14 protein-coding genes and 1 tRNA gene are annotated in these 13974 nt (G+C 65.2%); 8 read left to right on the forward strand and 7 right to left on the reverse strand.

Translation table 11 applies throughout. The features are described from left to right. Nucleotides 1–17: 17 nt before the first annotated feature. The 7 genes from E8M84_RS13545 (at nt 18) to E8M84_RS13575 (ending at nt 6640) form a co-directional block, all read left to right on the forward strand. A complete protein-coding gene (locus E8M84_RS13545; RefSeq protein ID WP_240790378.1) occupies nt 18–1037 on the forward strand; it encodes a hypothetical protein in 1020 nt (339 codons plus the stop codon). Beyond that, on the forward strand, nt 1021–2103 hold the full coding sequence (locus E8M84_RS13550; protein WP_137111695.1) for an endonuclease/exonuclease/phosphatase family protein: 1083 nt from the start codon (nt 1021–1023) through the stop codon (nt 2101–2103). The genes E8M84_RS13545 and E8M84_RS13550 overlap by 17 nt, the downstream gene beginning before the upstream one ends. A gap of 55 nt (nt 2104–2158) precedes the next feature. Next, complete coding sequence (leuB, locus tag E8M84_RS13555; protein ID WP_137111696.1) at nt 2159–3265, forward strand: 3-isopropylmalate dehydrogenase; 1107 nt, start codon at nt 2159–2161, stop codon at nt 3263–3265. A 4-nt stretch (nt 3266–3269) separates the two neighbouring features. After that, nucleotides 3270–4358, forward strand: coding sequence for a glycosyltransferase family 87 protein (locus tag E8M84_RS13560; protein ID WP_137111697.1), 1089 nt, complete (start codon nt 3270–3272; stop codon nt 4356–4358). 209 nt (nt 4359–4567) lie between these two features. After that, nucleotides 4568–5440 (forward strand): DMT family transporter, encoded by an 873-nt coding sequence (locus tag E8M84_RS13565; RefSeq protein ID WP_137111698.1) that lies wholly within the window; start codon nt 4568–4570, stop codon nt 5438–5440. Between the two features lie 110 nt (nt 5441–5550). Continuing rightward, a complete protein-coding gene (locus E8M84_RS13570) occupies nt 5551–6516 on the forward strand; it encodes a DMT family transporter (RefSeq protein ID WP_137111699.1) in 966 nt (321 codons plus the stop codon). A gap of 47 nt (nt 6517–6563) precedes the next feature. Next, nucleotides 6564–6640: transfer RNA gene (locus E8M84_RS13575), tRNA-Pro, on the forward strand. Between the two features lie 16 nt (nt 6641–6656). Here the strand turns inward: E8M84_RS13575 and E8M84_RS13580 are convergent. The 7 genes from E8M84_RS13580 to E8M84_RS13610 all read right to left on the reverse strand — a co-directional run bounded on the left by E8M84_RS13580 (nt 6657) and on the right by E8M84_RS13610 (nt 11911). Continuing rightward, nucleotides 6657–7562 carry an ornithine cyclodeaminase family protein gene (locus tag E8M84_RS13580; protein ID WP_137111700.1) on the reverse strand — a complete coding sequence of 302 codons (906 nt, stop codon included), beginning with the start codon at nt 7560–7562 and terminating at the stop codon, nt 6657–6659. Further along, entirely contained in the window at nt 7559–8182 is a 624-nt protein-coding gene (locus E8M84_RS13585; RefSeq protein WP_137111701.1) for an HAD family phosphatase, read from the reverse strand. The genes E8M84_RS13580 and E8M84_RS13585 overlap by 4 nt, the downstream gene beginning before the upstream one ends. Beyond that, nucleotides 8172–9107, reverse strand: a complete 936-nt coding sequence (locus E8M84_RS13590; protein WP_137111702.1) for a DMT family transporter — start codon at nt 9105–9107, stop codon at nt 8172–8174. Before E8M84_RS13590 ends, E8M84_RS13585 begins: the two co-directional genes overlap by 11 nt. A gap of 77 nt (nt 9108–9184) precedes the next feature. Beyond that, nucleotides 9185–9511, reverse strand: a complete 327-nt coding sequence (locus tag E8M84_RS13595; protein WP_137111703.1) for a hypothetical protein — start codon at nt 9509–9511, stop codon at nt 9185–9187. 174 nt (nt 9512–9685) lie between these two features. After that, on the reverse strand, nt 9686–10171 hold the full coding sequence (locus E8M84_RS13600) for a CAP domain-containing protein (RefSeq protein WP_170971933.1): 486 nt from the start codon (nt 10169–10171) through the stop codon (nt 9686–9688). Continuing rightward, nucleotides 10149–10979 (reverse strand): S-formylglutathione hydrolase, encoded by an 831-nt coding sequence (gene fghA, locus E8M84_RS13605; RefSeq protein WP_137111705.1) that lies wholly within the window; start codon nt 10977–10979, stop codon nt 10149–10151. Before fghA ends, E8M84_RS13600 begins: the two co-directional genes overlap by 23 nt. Next, nucleotides 10976–11911, reverse strand: a complete 936-nt coding sequence (locus tag E8M84_RS13610; RefSeq protein WP_137111706.1) for an AEC family transporter — start codon at nt 11909–11911, stop codon at nt 10976–10978. The genes fghA and E8M84_RS13610 overlap by 4 nt, the downstream gene beginning before the upstream one ends. A 393-nt stretch (nt 11912–12304) precedes the next feature. Here E8M84_RS13610 and E8M84_RS13615 point away from each other — a divergent pair, with 393 nt between their 5' ends. Next, nucleotides 12305–13936, forward strand: a complete 1632-nt coding sequence (locus E8M84_RS13615; RefSeq protein WP_137111707.1) for a serine/threonine-protein kinase — start codon at nt 12305–12307, stop codon at nt 13934–13936. Nucleotides 13937–13974: the final 38 nt, after the last annotated feature.

Genomic DNA, 13974 nt, shown 5'->3' on the forward strand with positions numbered 1-13974 from the left:
CACAAATCTTGGGCTAGATGGCGCTCAACCAGAACGAGTCGGTGGAAACCGGAGCAGAATTGGGCGGAATTGTGGCAAGCGGGACCGCGATGATCGAAGGGCTGCGCAGCAAACTGCGGCTTGGCAGCATGGCCGGGACGGACAGCTGGTTCCGCAGCTGGATGCTGCGCGCGACGGCGGCGGCGGTCCGGGCCTTCCTGGTGATGATCCTGATCGTGATGCCCTCGGTCATCCTGCCGGGCATCGGCACCGATACCAAGCAGATCGTGGCCCTGGTCGCCCTTTTCGGGGGCGCGCTGGTCTTCTTCGAATACAATGCCGTCTACCCCAGCCTGATCGAGTTCCGCGACGGCGCGCCCTACAACCGCATCCGCTATCTGATGATGCTGACCATCGTGGTCTTCCTGTCGGCCATCGTGGCGGACCTGGAGAACTCGACCACCGTGACCCGGCTGTTTCATGCCCTGGGTCTGATCATCGGCTCGGCGCTGGACTTTCCCTATTCGCCGGTGCGCCTGGCCAGCTACATGCTGGACAACACCGCGACTGCCGCCCAGATCGCGCAGGTCAAGGTCGCGGCGGGGACGGCTTACCTGATCTCGCTGTTTTCGCTGGCGCTGTTCGTCATCGTGCTGAAGCTGGCTGGCTGGCCCTCGACCAAAAGCGCGTTCAACGTCTGGGTCAACCTGCCCACGTTCGAGCCGACGGCGGGCGGCGATGTCGTCGACCGACTGGTGCGCGATTCGCATGCGAACCTGGCGGTGGGGTTCCTGCTGCCCTTCGTGATCCCGGCGATCATCGCCGTCCTGACCCGCGGCATCCCGGCCGAGACGCTGACCTCGCCGCAGACGCTGATCTGGGCGATGGCGCTGTGGGCCTACCTGCCCGCCGCGCTGATCATGCGGGCCGTGGCCATGGCGCGCATCGCCGACATGATCCGGATCAAGCGCGCGGCCAAGCTGGCGGTCCTTGGCGCGATCGAGCCGAGCCGGCTGGACCGCGATGATGACGACGACGAGGATGACGAGGATCTTTAAGGTCGGGGTTGCCCTGACTTCGCTGGCCTTGCTGCCCGGATCGGCCAGCGCGGAGAGCTTGCGCATTGCCACCTGGAATGTCGGGCTGGACCGGACCGGGCCGGGACTTCTGGTGCAGGACCTGGAGCGCGGCGAGGATCCGCAGGTCGCGGCCGTGGTGCGGGTGCTGGTGGCGCTGGATGCCGATGTGATCCTGCTGACGGCTTTCGACTATGACCGGGGCGGCGTTGCCCTTGGGCTTCTGGCCGACCGGTTGACAGTGGCGGGCGCGCAATACCCGCATCGCTTTGCCTTCCGGCCCAATACCGGTATGCAGACCGGGTTCGACGTTGACGGCAACGGCCGTATCGGCGACCCGCGGGATGCGCAGGGCTTTGGCCTCTTCTCCGGTCAGGGCGGAATGGCGATCCTGTCGCGCCTGCCGGTCGACGCGGACGGGGCGCGGGACTTTTCCGATTTCCTCTGGCGCGACCTGCCCGGTGCGCTGGTGCCCGACGACATGGACCCCGGACTGGTTGCGGTGCAGCGGCTGGCCACCACCGGGTTCTGGGACGTGCCTTTCATCACCCGGGACGGCCCGTTGCACCTGTTGGCCTGGCACGCGACGCCGCCGGTCTTTGACGGGCCCGAAGACCGCAACGGCCGCCGCAACCATGACGAGGCAGCGTTCTGGCGGCTGTTCCTGGAGGGTTCGCTGCCGATGGCGCCTCCGGCCGCGCCCTTTGTCCTTCTGGGCGACGGCAACCTGGACCCGGCGGATGGCGAAGGGCTGCGGGAGGGGATTGCGTCCCTGCTGGCGCATCCCGCCCTGCAGGACCCGGGGCCGCGCGGAAGCCATGACAGGGAGGAGCCTGCACACACGGGCGACCCGGCGCTGGACACGGTGATCTACGACGACCTTGGCGGGTTGCGGCTAGACTATGTGCTGCCGGAGGCGGGGCTGAAGGTGACAGGCTCGGGCGTGCTGTGGCCGCAGGATACCGGCCCTCTGGCCGCCGACCTGACCCTGGCCTCGCGCCATTTTCCGGTCTGGGTCGACCTGGAGTTGCCGCCCGCGGAACCTTGACCCCGCGCGGCGCTTTGGCTAGGCCCTGCCCGACCCAACACTCGCGGAGCATGTCATGGCCAACCCGTCCCTTTTGATCCTTGCCGGCGACGGCATCGGCCCCGAAGTCATGGCCGAGGTGAAGAAGATCATCGGCTGGATGGGCGCCAAGCGCGGTGTCCAGTTCGACGTCAGCGAAGACCTGGTCGGCGGCTGTGCCTATGACGTGCATGGCGTGCCGCTGGCGGATGCGACGATGGCCAAGGCGCAGGAAGTGGACGCGGTTCTGCTGGGTGCCGTGGGCGGGCCGAAGTACGACAAGTTGGACTTTTCCGTCAAACCGGAGCGGGGCCTTTTGCGCCTGCGCAAGGAGATGGACCTGTTTTCGAACCTGCGCCCGGCGCAGTGCTTTGACGCGCTGGCCGATTTCTCCAGCCTGAAGAAGGAGGTCGTAGCCGGTCTGGACATCGTGATCGTCCGCGAACTGACCAGCGGAGTCTACTTTGGCGAACCGCGGGGGATCTTCAAGGAAGGCAACGAACGCGTTGGGATCAACACCCAGCGCTACACGGAATCGGAAATCGCCCGGGTGGCGAAGTCGGCCTTTGAACTGGCGCGGAAGCGGTCGAACAAGGTCTGCTCGATGGAGAAGGCCAACGTGATGGAATCGGGCATCCTGTGGCGCGACGTGGTGCAGGAAGTGCACGACCGCGACTATCCGGATGTGGAACTGTCGCACATGTATGCCGACAACGGCGCGATGCAGCTGGTGCGCTGGCCCAAGCAGTTCGACGTGATCGTGACGGACAACCTGTTCGGCGACGTGCTGTCCGATTGCGCGGCGATGCTGACCGGATCGCTGGGGATGCTGCCCTCGGCGTCGCTTGGCGCGCCGATGGCCAATGGCCGCCCGAAGGCGCTGTATGAACCCGTCCACGGCTCGGCCCCCGACATCGCGGGTCAGGGCAAGGCGAACCCGATCGCCTGCATCCTGTCCTTCGCGATGGCGCTGCGCTATTCGTTCGACATGGGCGAGGAAGCGACGCGGGTCGAGAAGGCCGTGGAAAAGGTGCTGGCCGATGGTGTCCGCACCGCTGACCTGATGGGCCCGGAGGGCGGCACTCCGGTCTCGACCAGCCAGATGGGCGACGCGATCCTCGCGGCGCTGGACGCAAGCCTCTGACTGCATGGAAGAATGGCTGATCAGCGAGGACTTCGTTAACTACTGGACCGCCTCAAGGCTATTGCTTGGTGGTCAGGTTCTCGATCTCTACGCTGATCAGGCGACGTACTTCCGGCACCTGACCGATCAGTTTGGTCCGGACTACCCCTGGCGCAACTGGAGCTACCCTCCGCACTACCTTCTGCTAGTCTGGCCATTGTCGTTGGTCGGCTATGTTCCCGCGTTTGTGGCTTTCCTGACGACCACTCTGCTTGTCTACCTTCTGGCACTGCGCGGCTTCGTTGGTTCCGTCAGGCCAGGCATCGTGGCAACCGCTGTTCTGGTCCTGCCCGCCCTCGTGAACAATATCCAGCATGCGCAGAATGGCTTCCTGACCTCGGCCCTTATGCTGGGCGGGCTGGCGCTGCGGATGAAGCAGCCCATCCTGGCGGGCATTCTGATTGGCTGCCTTACAATCAAGCCACAACTTGGATTGCTGATCCCGCTTTTTCTGGTGATGGAACGACAATGGCGGGTGATCGCCTCGGCCACGGTGACCACAGTTGTGCTGGTGGCACTGTCGGGCTGGCTGTTCGGATGGGAAACCTGGACGGGTTATGTAACCGAGACGCTGCCCTACCAATCAAGAGTGATGACTGAGTTCCAAGGCATCTTCCTTGGGATGATGCCCAGCGTGTTCGGCACAACGCGGGTACTTCAGATTGATCCGGGCCTTGGGTTGACCCTGCATCTCGCGGTGGCCATTCCGGCTTTGGCCGCTGGTGGCCGAGTGCTGTGGCACTGTCCCGATGCCGAGCTACGCGCTGCGCTGTTGGTCATGACAACGCTGGTCGTTACGCCCTACTGGCTGACCTATGACTACGGCATCGCCGCCGGAGCGCTTGTGCTGTGCTACAGCCGGATCGTCGGACAGTCCAAGGCCGCAGATCAGAGGCGCGCCTGTCTGTTCCTTGCCGCAGTAGTCCCTCTGGTGGCGATTCCGATATGGCTCATCGGGCTGCCGATTGCGCCGCTATTGGTGTTCTTGGGGTACTACGCAGTCCTGAAGACCGCCGCGGCCTCAGGTTCGCAAGCGATGCCCCGATCATCCTGAGGTCCGCCCGGCGCCGCTTGCGACGCCAGACCGAGACCGGCCTGTTGTTGCCGCCAGCCGTCGGACCCAAACCTTGTCCAGCTTTGTCAGACAGGCTCTCGTCGCTTTGCCCGCGCTCCTGCTTTTGCCCGATGACGCCCGGCGATGAACTTGCTATGCGTGCCAGCGCAGCGTGCCCCGTGCCGTCCCAGAGTCACCCGTAACCGATCATGTCGATTCTCACTGGCAATTTCCGGGGCTTGTATCTCGGGCTTCTGGGCTTTGGCCTGTTCTCGTTGGCCGATGCCACGATCAAATTCCTGGGCGGGACCTACAGCCCGGTGCAGATCGTGGCCTTCGCGGGCCTGTTCACCCTGCCCCTGATCGGCCTTCTGTGGCTGAAGGCGCCGGTGCCGCTGCGCCCTGTCCATCCCTGGCTGATGGCGATCCGCACCGCGGCGCTGATCGGCAACGGGCTTCTGGTCACCTACACCTTCACGGTCATGCCGCTGGCGCAGGCCTATGCGATCTTCTTCACCCTGCCGCTGGTCCTGACGCTGCTGGCCGTGCCGGTCCTGGGCGACCGGATCGACCTGATCGCCGGGCTGGCGGTGATCCTGGGCCTCGTCGGCGTCGTCGTGGCGCTGAATCCGGGGCGGGTGGAGTTCGACATCGGCCATCTTGCCGCGGTCGGCGGGGTGATCCTCGCCGCCGTCCACTATCTGATCGTCCGCAAGACCGGCGGGGCCGAGGCGAATGTGCCGATGCTGCTGTATCCGGTGCTGGGGCAGACGGTGTCGGCCTTCCTGCTGCTGCCGGGCCGCTATGTGCCGATGCCGATGGCCGATCTGGCCACGGTCGCCGGTCTGTCGCTGGCGGGGTTCTGCGGCACGCTGATGATCTTCGCGGCCTATCGCGCCGCGGCCCCGATCATCGTTGCGCCCACACAATATTCCCAGATCGCCTGGGCCGCCCTGTTCGGAGCCCTCTTATTCGGCGAGCCGATGACCTGGCACGCGGCCGTCGGCATGGCGATCATCGCGGCGGCCGGCTTCATGGTCGTTGCCCGGCAGGACCGGCACCTGCCCGCCCAAACCGAGTGACCGGGCCCGAAAGCGCGCCTCCCGGCCCTTGCACTTGCCCTGGTTTCGGGCGACAGTGCTGGCGCTAACAGGGTGCTTCGACAAGTGCCCAAAGCTTCGGAAAACTCACGATGTCCCCCACCCTGCGCGGAGCGCTTCTGTCGCTGGCCGCTTTCGCGTTCTATGCCACCCACGACGTCGTGGTGAAGTATCTGGGTGGTCACTATTCCTCGTTCCAGACGATGTTCTTTGCGGGCCTGATGAGCTTTCCGCTGATCACGATCCTGCTCTTGTCCGACCGGCGCGACGGCACGCTGATCCCCCGGCATCCCTGGTGGACGGCGATCCGCACTGTCAGCGCGGTGGTGACCGGGGCGATGGGGTTCTATGCCTTTTCCGTCCTGCCGATGGCGACCTGCTATGCGATCTTCTTCGCGATGCCGCTGTTCATCACCCTGATGGCGATCCCGATGCTGGGCGAGAAGGTCGGCCTGCGCCGGGGCATTGCGGTCATCGTGGGCCTTCTGGGCGTCATCATCGTCCTGCGCCCCGGCAGCGGCGATGGCTTTTCGCTGGGCCATCTGGCGGCGCTGGGGGCGGCCACGACGGGGTCGCTGAGTTCGATCATTGTGCGCAAGATCGGGCGGGATGAGCGGTCGGTCGTCCTGATGCTGTATCCGATGGTCCTGACCTTCATCACCACCGGCGCGCTGATGCCCTTTGTCTACCAGCCCATGCCGGTGCAGGACCTGTCGCTGACCGCGGTAATGGCTGTTCTTGGCACCCTTGGCGCGCTTGCCAGCATTGCCGCCTATCGCATCGCCCCGGCAATCATCGTGGCCCCGATGCAGTATTCCCAGATCCTTTGGGCCGCACTTTATGGCTGGCTGTTCTTTGACGAATCCGTCGACCTCTACACCGGCGTCGGCTCGGCCGTCATCATCGCCTCGGGGATCTACATCGTACTGCGCGAAAGCACTCCGACGATCAGCCAGAACCGCCCGGTGCTGGAAAACCGGTCGCGCTGGGAGATCGGTACCTTCCCGAGGATTTCAACCTGGCTGAAGCGGGGCGAAAGGGGTGGCGATCAGGCGTGAGGCCTCTTGCCAAAGCCGGGCGGACGGGATAACCCGCAGCCCACGGTCGGAGCGTAGCGCAGTCTGGTAGCGCACCTGCTTCGGGAGCAGGGGGTCGGAGGTTCGAATCCTCTCGCTCCGACCAAATTCCCGAAATCTCGTCAGCGCGAACGGTTGGCCCAGGCCTTGGCGATATAGGTCGCGGTCATCAGGTCCAGATGCGCGCCGCCGCCGTTCTTGGCGACGGTGATCTCGTCATCGGATCGGCGGGCGTAAAGGCCCGGATCATCGTAGAAATCGGCGATGACGTCGGCTTCGGTGATCGCGCCCGAGGCGATGGGGTCTATAAGTTCGCCGATGTGGTGGACGGTCGTGGCGCGGGCGTCGACGAAGATACGTGCGCGGGACATGGCGCGGTCGTCGACCTCGCGCATGGCGGGGGTGTAGGCGCCGATCAGGTCGAGGTGCTGGCCGGGCTGTAGCCAGTCGCCCTTGATGACCGGAGAGGTTGCCATCGTTGCGCAGCAGATCACATCGGCGGATTTGACGGCCGTTTCCAGGTCGTCGGCGACCGGCAGACCCATCGCCTCGGCCGTGGCGCGGGTGCGGCTCCAGATGGTGAAGCGGGCCTCGGGGAAGGCGCTGGAATAGGCGCTGACCATGTTTCGCGCGACGGTGCCCGCGCCCACCAGGAGGAAGTTCCGCGACCCCTTCCTGGCGAGGCGGGTGGCGGACAGGAGGCTGTCACCGGCGGTCTTCCACTTGGTCACCATGTGGAAGTCGAGAAGGGCCGTCAGTTCCCCGGTCACGTCGTCGAAGAGGTTGACGATCCCATTGATCGTGGGTTTGCCGCGCGCTGCGTTGCCGGGGACGATGGTGCCGATCTTGACCAGCGCGCCCAGCCCGTCGATCCAGGCGCCTCGGTCCAGAAGTGTGTCCACGCCGCGATACAGAAGAAGGTCGGCGATCTCGGCCCTGGGCAGGCGGTGGCCGGCCTCAAGTGCTGCGGTCAGGCCCGCCCAGGTCAGATGGGCCTCAGCCTCCAGCGGGATCATCTCGACGGTCATAGTCCGGCCTCTTCGTTGGTCAGAAGTCCCTCGGCCACCAGGCGCGCGGCCCAGCCTTGCCAGCTTTCGAACTGATGCGTGCGCCAGCCCCGGCGGGCGGCGGCCACGATGTTTTCGGCCTTGTCATCGGCGAAGATCAGGCGGTCGGGGGGCAAGCCGCAATCCTCCTCGACCGCCTGGTAGATGCGGGGGTCGGGCTTGGAGACCTTGAGGCGGCCCGAGACATACTCCCGGTCGAACTCGCCCAGGAAATCCAGTTTGTCACGGGCTTCCTCGTAGGAATAGCTGCCGAAGTTGGTCAGGCAGAAGACCGGCACGCCCTTTTGCCGCAGGGCTCGGAGGAGGGCGATGGAGCCTTCGATCCGGGGGCTCGCCAGGTCGATCCAGCGGTCGTACCACATGCGGACCTCAGGGGCCCAGTCGGGGTGGCGGTCGGCCCAGTCGTAGATCGTCTCGCGGAACAGGGCGCCGTCATCGACCAGCGCGTTCATGTGGTGGAGGTCGACCTCGGCAAAGAGCCGTTTGCGCCGGTCCTCGCCCAGAACGCGGTCGTAGAAGGCTTCGGGCTGCCAACGGGTCAGGACGTTGCCGATGTCGAAGATCACTGCCTCAGGCTGCATCCGTTTCCCGTTTCCGCACCGTTTCGCGCCAGATCACATAAAGGCCCGAGCCGCAGATGAGCGCAATCCCTACCCAGGACACGGCATCGGGGAAGGTGCCGAAGACGACGAGGCCCCAGAGGATGGCGAGCGGCATGCCGACATATTCGAAGGGAGCGATCAGCCCGGCCTCGATCGTGCGGTAGGCTTGGGTGACCATCAGCCCGCCGATGCCCACCGACAGTCCGGTGGCCAGGAAGACCGGCCAATCTGCCATGGGCGGCCAGATCCAGGGGCGGAACAGGAAGGCCCAAAGCTCGCTTTCGGTGGCAAGGTGCCCGTCGCCGACCCAGAGGCCCATGCACAGGCTGACCACGATGAACCCGGCCTGAACGTAGAAGGACAGGGTCATCGCGCTTTCGGTGCCGCCCATGTGGCGGGCCAGAAGGTTGCCTGAGGCGTAGAGCACGGCCGAGATCAGCACGAGGAGCGCGGCAGGCTGGATCACCCCGGCGCCGGGACGCAGCATGACGATGACGCCCAGCATGCCCACGATAACGGCCGCCCAACGGCGCGGGCCGACCTTTTCCTGCAGGAAGACGATGGAAAGGAGCGTGACCACGATCGGGCTGACATAGGCCACAGCGACGGCATCGGCCAAGGGCATCGCGGCCAGGCCGACGAAGAAGGTCACGTTCGACACCATGACGATCAGGACACGCGCCAGATGGGTGACCGGTCGGCTGGTGGCGATCTGGCTGAACCCGCGCTCGGACACCCCAATGACCGTCAGGATGAAGGCCATGGCGACGAAGGCGCGGATCAGGATCACCTGGTGCAGCGCATAGCCGTCCGAGAGGAACTTGATCGAGACATCGTTGATCGAAAAGATCAGCGTGCCGCCGATGGCGAACAGGATGCCGGTCAGGGCTGGGGAACGTGCCATGCGGGCAGAGAAGCGGGGCGCCCTGGTTCCGTCTGTCCTGCCTGCGACATCAGGTGGCGCGGGCAGGCAGGGATGTCTCAGGGGTTGGTGGCCGGGGCGTCGGGGGCCGGGGCCTCGGTCGCGTCAGGGGCCGGTGCCTCGGTTGCGGGCGCTTCAGCAGGCGCTTCGGTCGGAGTTGCTGCAGCAGCGGCTGCGTCGGCGTCGGCAGCCATCTTTTCCAGTTGCGCCTGCAGGTCGGCCACCTGCTTTTCCAGCGCGGCCTTCTCGCCCTCCATCGTCACCAGTGCGGCTTCGGTCGCCTCAAGCCCGGCCTGGAGGGACGTCACCTTCTGGCTGGACTGGTAGGCGTAGAAGCCGAGGATGGCGAGCGACGCTATCACGATGGCCAGGACAAGGTTCTTCATCCGCAACTCTCCAGATCGGCGCTTTGTGGCGCACCTGACCACATGCGCCTTCGCCGCACAAGCGCGTTGGCTGGGCAGGATGGGGTCTGGGGTGGAGAGGACGGCGTCAACAGAACCTGGCCGCCCACAGCCAAGCCCTTGAAAAGACTGACGTGTGGAATCCGTTCGCGCCGGTCAGGCGGGATCGGCGAAGACCTGGACCCAGTAGTAGCGCAGCGCCGCGCGGTTGCCGCGGATCGGGCGGTCGTCGGCCTGGTAGACCAGTGCGATCCCGGTCTCTTGCATCCGGCAGTTCAGGATGTTGCGGCGGTGGCCCGAGCTTTGCAGCCAGCCGCGCACCACCTCGCCCGCCGATTTCTGGCCCGCCGCGATGTTTTCTGCAGCCGACCGGAAACTGTAGCCCTGCCGCTTGATCCGCGAGGACATCCGGCTGCCGTCCTTGCCGGAATGGCCGAAGAAGTTCTGCTCGGCCATCGCGCGCGCATGGGACTTCGCCGCCGCCATCAGTTTCGGATTGACCCGCAGGGGACCGCAGCCCGCCTTGGCCCGGGCTGCGTTGATTGCCGACAGGACAGAGTCGGCGGGACTTGCGCTGACGGGTGGGGCCAGAGCCAGCGAGAAGGCAACGAGGAGGGCGCTAGGCCAGGAAAGCCTGGGCATGGAAGGACACATGGTCTTCCATGAAGGTCGAGACAAAGAAATAGCTGTGGTCATAGCCCTTCTGCATCCGGAACGTCCCCCCCTGTCGCGCAAGCGCCATCGCTTCGGCCAGCGCTTCGGGGCGGAGCTTGTCGAGGAACTGGTCGGAGCTTCCCTGATCGACCAGCAGCGGGCCATCGAATCCCCGGCGCCGCATCAGCAAGGTGGCATCATGCGCCGCCCATGACGACTCGTCGGTCCCGAGATAAGCAGAAAATTGCGGACGGCCCCAATCGCTCGCCGTCGGGTTGCAGATCGGCGCAAAGGCCGAGGCGGATTTGAAACGGCCCGGAAAGCTCATCGCGATGGTGAGCGCACCGTGGCCGCCCATGGAGTGGCCGGTGATGCCTTGCGCCTCTTCCGCAAGGGGGAAAGCGTTGAACAGGACGCGGGGCAGTTCCTCGGTCACATAGTCCCACATGCGGAAATGCGGCGCCCAGGGCTTTTGGGTCGCGTTGACGTAGAACCCCGCGCCCTGCCCCAGCGCGAAGTCGGGGTCATTGGCCACCCCTTCGCCGCGAGGCGAGGTGTCGGGGAAGACCAGTGCGATCCCGGCCTCGGCGGCCCAGCGCTGCGCCCCCGCCTTTATCATCGCGTTTTCATGCGTGCAGGTCAGGCCGGACAGGAACCACAGGAGCGGAACGGGGCCGTCCTCGGCCTGGGCGGGCAGGAAGAGGCCGAAGGTCATGTCGCAGGCGCAAGAGACGGAGGCATGGGTGTAGACGCCCTGGACGCCGCCGAAGGCCCGGTTCTCCGAGACGGTTTTCATATGTAGCCCCCCTGGCTGAGTAGCGCGATCACGGCTGTCACGGTCAGCACCGATGCGGCGGTGGACAGGAGGATCGCGGTGGAAACACGTTGCGGCGCGACGCGGTAGTGCTGCGCCAGGATGAAGACGTTGCCCGCCACCGGCAAGGCCGAGGCGGCAATCATCACGCCAGCCTGATAGCCGGTGACACCGAGCAGCCAGCAAGACCCGGCCACCGCAACGGGGTGCAGAAACAGCTTGGCGAAGGAGAGCCAGGCCGCGACCTCGACCCGTTCGGCCGAGCGCCCGGACAGCGAGGCGCCGATTGCGAACAGCGCGCAGGGCGTGGCAGCAGCGCCGAGGAGCGTCAGGAACTCGTTGACCGGGACCGGCAGCGCAAGGCCTGTCGCGCCCCAAGCGATGCCCAGGACGACCGAGACGATCATCGGGTTCTTTGCCAGTCCCGTCGCAAGGATGGCGAAGGTCTGGGCGCTGACCCTTCCGGCGCGCAGGCCGGTGATCGCCATGGTCAGGATCGAGGAGAAGACGATCAGATCGACTGCCAGGACCAGGAGGACCGGCCCCACCGCCTGCGGGCCAAGAAGCAGCGCCAGCATCGGGATGCCGAGGAAACCCACGTTGCCGATGACCCCGGTATGGGCCTCGAACACCGCCTCTTCCGCGCTGGTGCGGCGGACCAGCGCGACGGCGGCGACGATCAGCCAGACCACGGTGGTCGCCAGAAGATAGGCAAAGACGACGGGCCAGGAGAATATTGCCTTGAGGTCCAGATTGGCGGCAAAGCCGAACAGCATCGCCGACAGGGCGAAGTAGAAGACAAAGCGCGTCAGGTAGGCCGTCGCCTCTTCCGAGAAGAACCGGGTGCGTCCGGCCACATAGCCGACCCCGATCACGGCGAAAAACGGCAACGTCTTCAGAAGTATCGCCAGCATGGCTGCACTGGTGTCACGCAAGGGCGGAAAGGGCAAGACCGGGTGTCAGGAATCGGCCGGCGGATGGCCCTTTGCCGGGCGTGTCCGTCCTGGAGCATCAACAGCCCGCCCTTGTGCGCGATGTGGCAAAAGCGGGGCAATGCAAGAGAAACGCATTGTTGCGCTGCTGCTGCCACGACATGCGTTCAGTCTGGTTAACGCCGCAACTTATAGGGGAATTAGCCGATGCAAGCGGTCAATTCATCATACTTTACGCATCGAGAGGTTGAACGATTGTGGCGAAAAAGGAACGAAAAGGCTTCACGTTTTGGCCCAACTCATTGGCTAAACCTGAGGGATGCCGCGATGCGTTTCCGGGGGCGAAACGTTGGGTACGGCTCGACAGGGACGAAGATGACTGCTGCCGCGGTAAAATTCGATTCAGGTGATGCAGGACCCAGCAGCGACGAGCTGGCGGTCGGCACCAAGCTTCTGTTCGGGCAGTACACCATCACCTCTTTCGTCAACAGCGGCGGGTTCGGGATCGTCTATCTTGCGACCAACTCGCTGGACCGGACCGTGGTCATCAAGGAATGCTTCCCCAGCGCCTATTGCCGCAGGATCGGTGTGACGGTCGGGTCGCGGTCGCGGGCGCAGGCCGATGATTTCCGCTCGGCCGTCCGCCACTTTGTCCAGGAAGCCCAGACGCTTTCGCAGCTTAACCATCCGAACATCGTCAAGGTGCATCAGGTCTTCGAATGCAACGAGACTGCCTATATGGCGATGGATTACATCCAGGGCCATGACCTGTTGCAGACGGTCGAAGGCAGCGCGCCGCCCCTGTCGCCGAAAGAGATCATCGCCCATCTGCACACGATGCTGGATGCCGTTGGCCATGTGCATGCCCATGGCCTGCTGCATCGCGACATCTCGCCCGACAACATGATCCTTGACCTGGCCAAGGGTCAGCCGGTGCTGATCGACTTTGGTGCCTCGCGCAAGGAAGTCACCCGGAAAAGCCGGGCGGTGTCGGGTCTGCGCGTGGTGAAGGACGGCTATTCGCCGCAGGAATTCTACGTCCATGGCAGCAAGCAGGCGCCGTGCAGCGACCTGTATGCCCTGGGCGCAAGCTTCTACCACCTGATTTCGGGCGAGACGCCCAAGACCTCGCAGGAACGGCTGTCGGCGATTGCCGGGCGAGAGGGCGATCCGCTGCGTCCGCTGGCGGGCCGGTTCCGGGGTTACCCGGCCGAGTTCCTGCGTGCGATCGACAAGGCGATGTCAATCTTCCCACGCGACCGGCTGCAATCCGTCGACGAATGGCGCGCGATGCTGGGCCTGCCCCAGTCGGTGTCGAAAGGCGAGCCGGTTGCCGTTTCTGCTGCGGCACCTGACGTGACAGCGAAGGCCGTGTCGGTGGAGTCAGCCCCCGCGGTCGAAGCGGCCGTTGCAGCCGAGGCGTCGGTCGTGGTTTCCGAACCGGCCCCCGTGGCTGCCGCCCCGGCCCCCGCAGCTGCACCGGCCCCCGCACCTGTGGCGGCTGCTATCCCGCATCCGGCGGACCTAGCCCCCGCTGCCACGCGAATCGATGTCCGGCAAAGCCCGAAGGAGGTGCTGGTCACCGCCGCTGCGGCGGCCCTGCTTCTGGTGGGGCTTCTGTCGCTGCCCGACTTCCTGCCCCAGACAGGCAGCCCGACCGCCCAGCAGGCTGCCAGCGTGGCGACGCCCGCGGTCGCACGGACCGGCGAGACGCTTCCGGTGGTGAATTCGCTGCGGCTGCCGAATGGCATGACGTTCGATTCGGTTGAAACCGCCACTGGCACGATGACAGTCGTGGCCACGGTCCCGGCCGGGGCCGACAGCACGCTTCAGGTCGGAGATGTGCTTCTGGTCTACACGGCTTCGGGCGAGACGCTGGGCACGGACACGGCGCTTAGCGATATACTCCGGCGCGAGTTTGCGCAGGGCGTTTCAAGTTACAGTTTTGTAGTTCGGCGTGGTGCAAGTACAACAGACGCAGGATTCCGGCTCGGGGTGTCCGGTTAACCTGCAAGTTCGAAAATTCTGGACTGGGAGAGACAATC

Source organism: Rhodobacter sp. SY28-1 (assembly GCF_005222785.1).
Classification (GTDB): Bacteria; Pseudomonadota; Alphaproteobacteria; order Rhodobacterales; family Rhodobacteraceae; genus Tabrizicola.

Excerpts from the sequence above, each read along its gene's own strand:
- E8M84_RS13590 (WP_137111702.1), bottom strand. The coding sequence starts at position 9,107 with ATGGCACGTTCCCCAGCCCTGACCGGCATCCTGTTCGCCATCGGCGGC.
- E8M84_RS13565 (WP_137111698.1), top strand. The coding sequence starts at position 4,568 with ATGTCGATTCTCACTGGCAATTTCCGGGGCTTGTATCTCGGGCTTCTG.
- fghA (WP_137111705.1), bottom strand. The coding sequence starts at position 10,979 with ATGAAAACCGTCTCGGAGAACCGGGCCTTCGGCGGCGTCCAGGGCGTC.
- E8M84_RS13580 (WP_137111700.1), bottom strand. The coding sequence starts at position 7,562 with ATGACCGTCGAGATGATCCCGCTGGAGGCTGAGGCCCATCTGACCTGG.
- E8M84_RS13585 (WP_137111701.1), bottom strand. The coding sequence starts at position 8,182 with ATGCAGCCTGAGGCAGTGATCTTCGACATCGGCAACGTCCTGACCCGT.
- E8M84_RS13595 (WP_137111703.1), bottom strand. The coding sequence starts at position 9,511 with ATGAAGAACCTTGTCCTGGCCATCGTGATAGCGTCGCTCGCCATCCTC.
- leuB (WP_137111696.1), top strand. The coding sequence starts at position 2,159 with ATGGCCAACCCGTCCCTTTTGATCCTTGCCGGCGACGGCATCGGCCCC.
- E8M84_RS13600 (WP_170971933.1), bottom strand. The coding sequence starts at position 10,171 with ATGCCCAGGCTTTCCTGGCCTAGCGCCCTCCTCGTTGCCTTCTCGCTG.
- E8M84_RS13610 (WP_137111706.1), bottom strand. The coding sequence starts at position 11,911 with ATGCTGGCGATACTTCTGAAGACGTTGCCGTTTTTCGCCGTGATCGGG.
- E8M84_RS13570 (WP_137111699.1), top strand. The coding sequence starts at position 5,551 with ATGTCCCCCACCCTGCGCGGAGCGCTTCTGTCGCTGGCCGCTTTCGCG.
- E8M84_RS13545 (WP_240790378.1), top strand. The coding sequence starts at position 18 with ATGGCGCTCAACCAGAACGAGTCGGTGGAAACCGGAGCAGAATTGGGC.
- E8M84_RS13615 (WP_137111707.1), top strand. The coding sequence starts at position 12,305 with ATGACTGCTGCCGCGGTAAAATTCGATTCAGGTGATGCAGGACCCAGC.
- E8M84_RS13560 (WP_137111697.1), top strand. The coding sequence starts at position 3,270 with ATGGAAGAATGGCTGATCAGCGAGGACTTCGTTAACTACTGGACCGCC.
- E8M84_RS13550 (WP_137111695.1), top strand. The coding sequence starts at position 1,021 with ATGACGAGGATCTTTAAGGTCGGGGTTGCCCTGACTTCGCTGGCCTTG.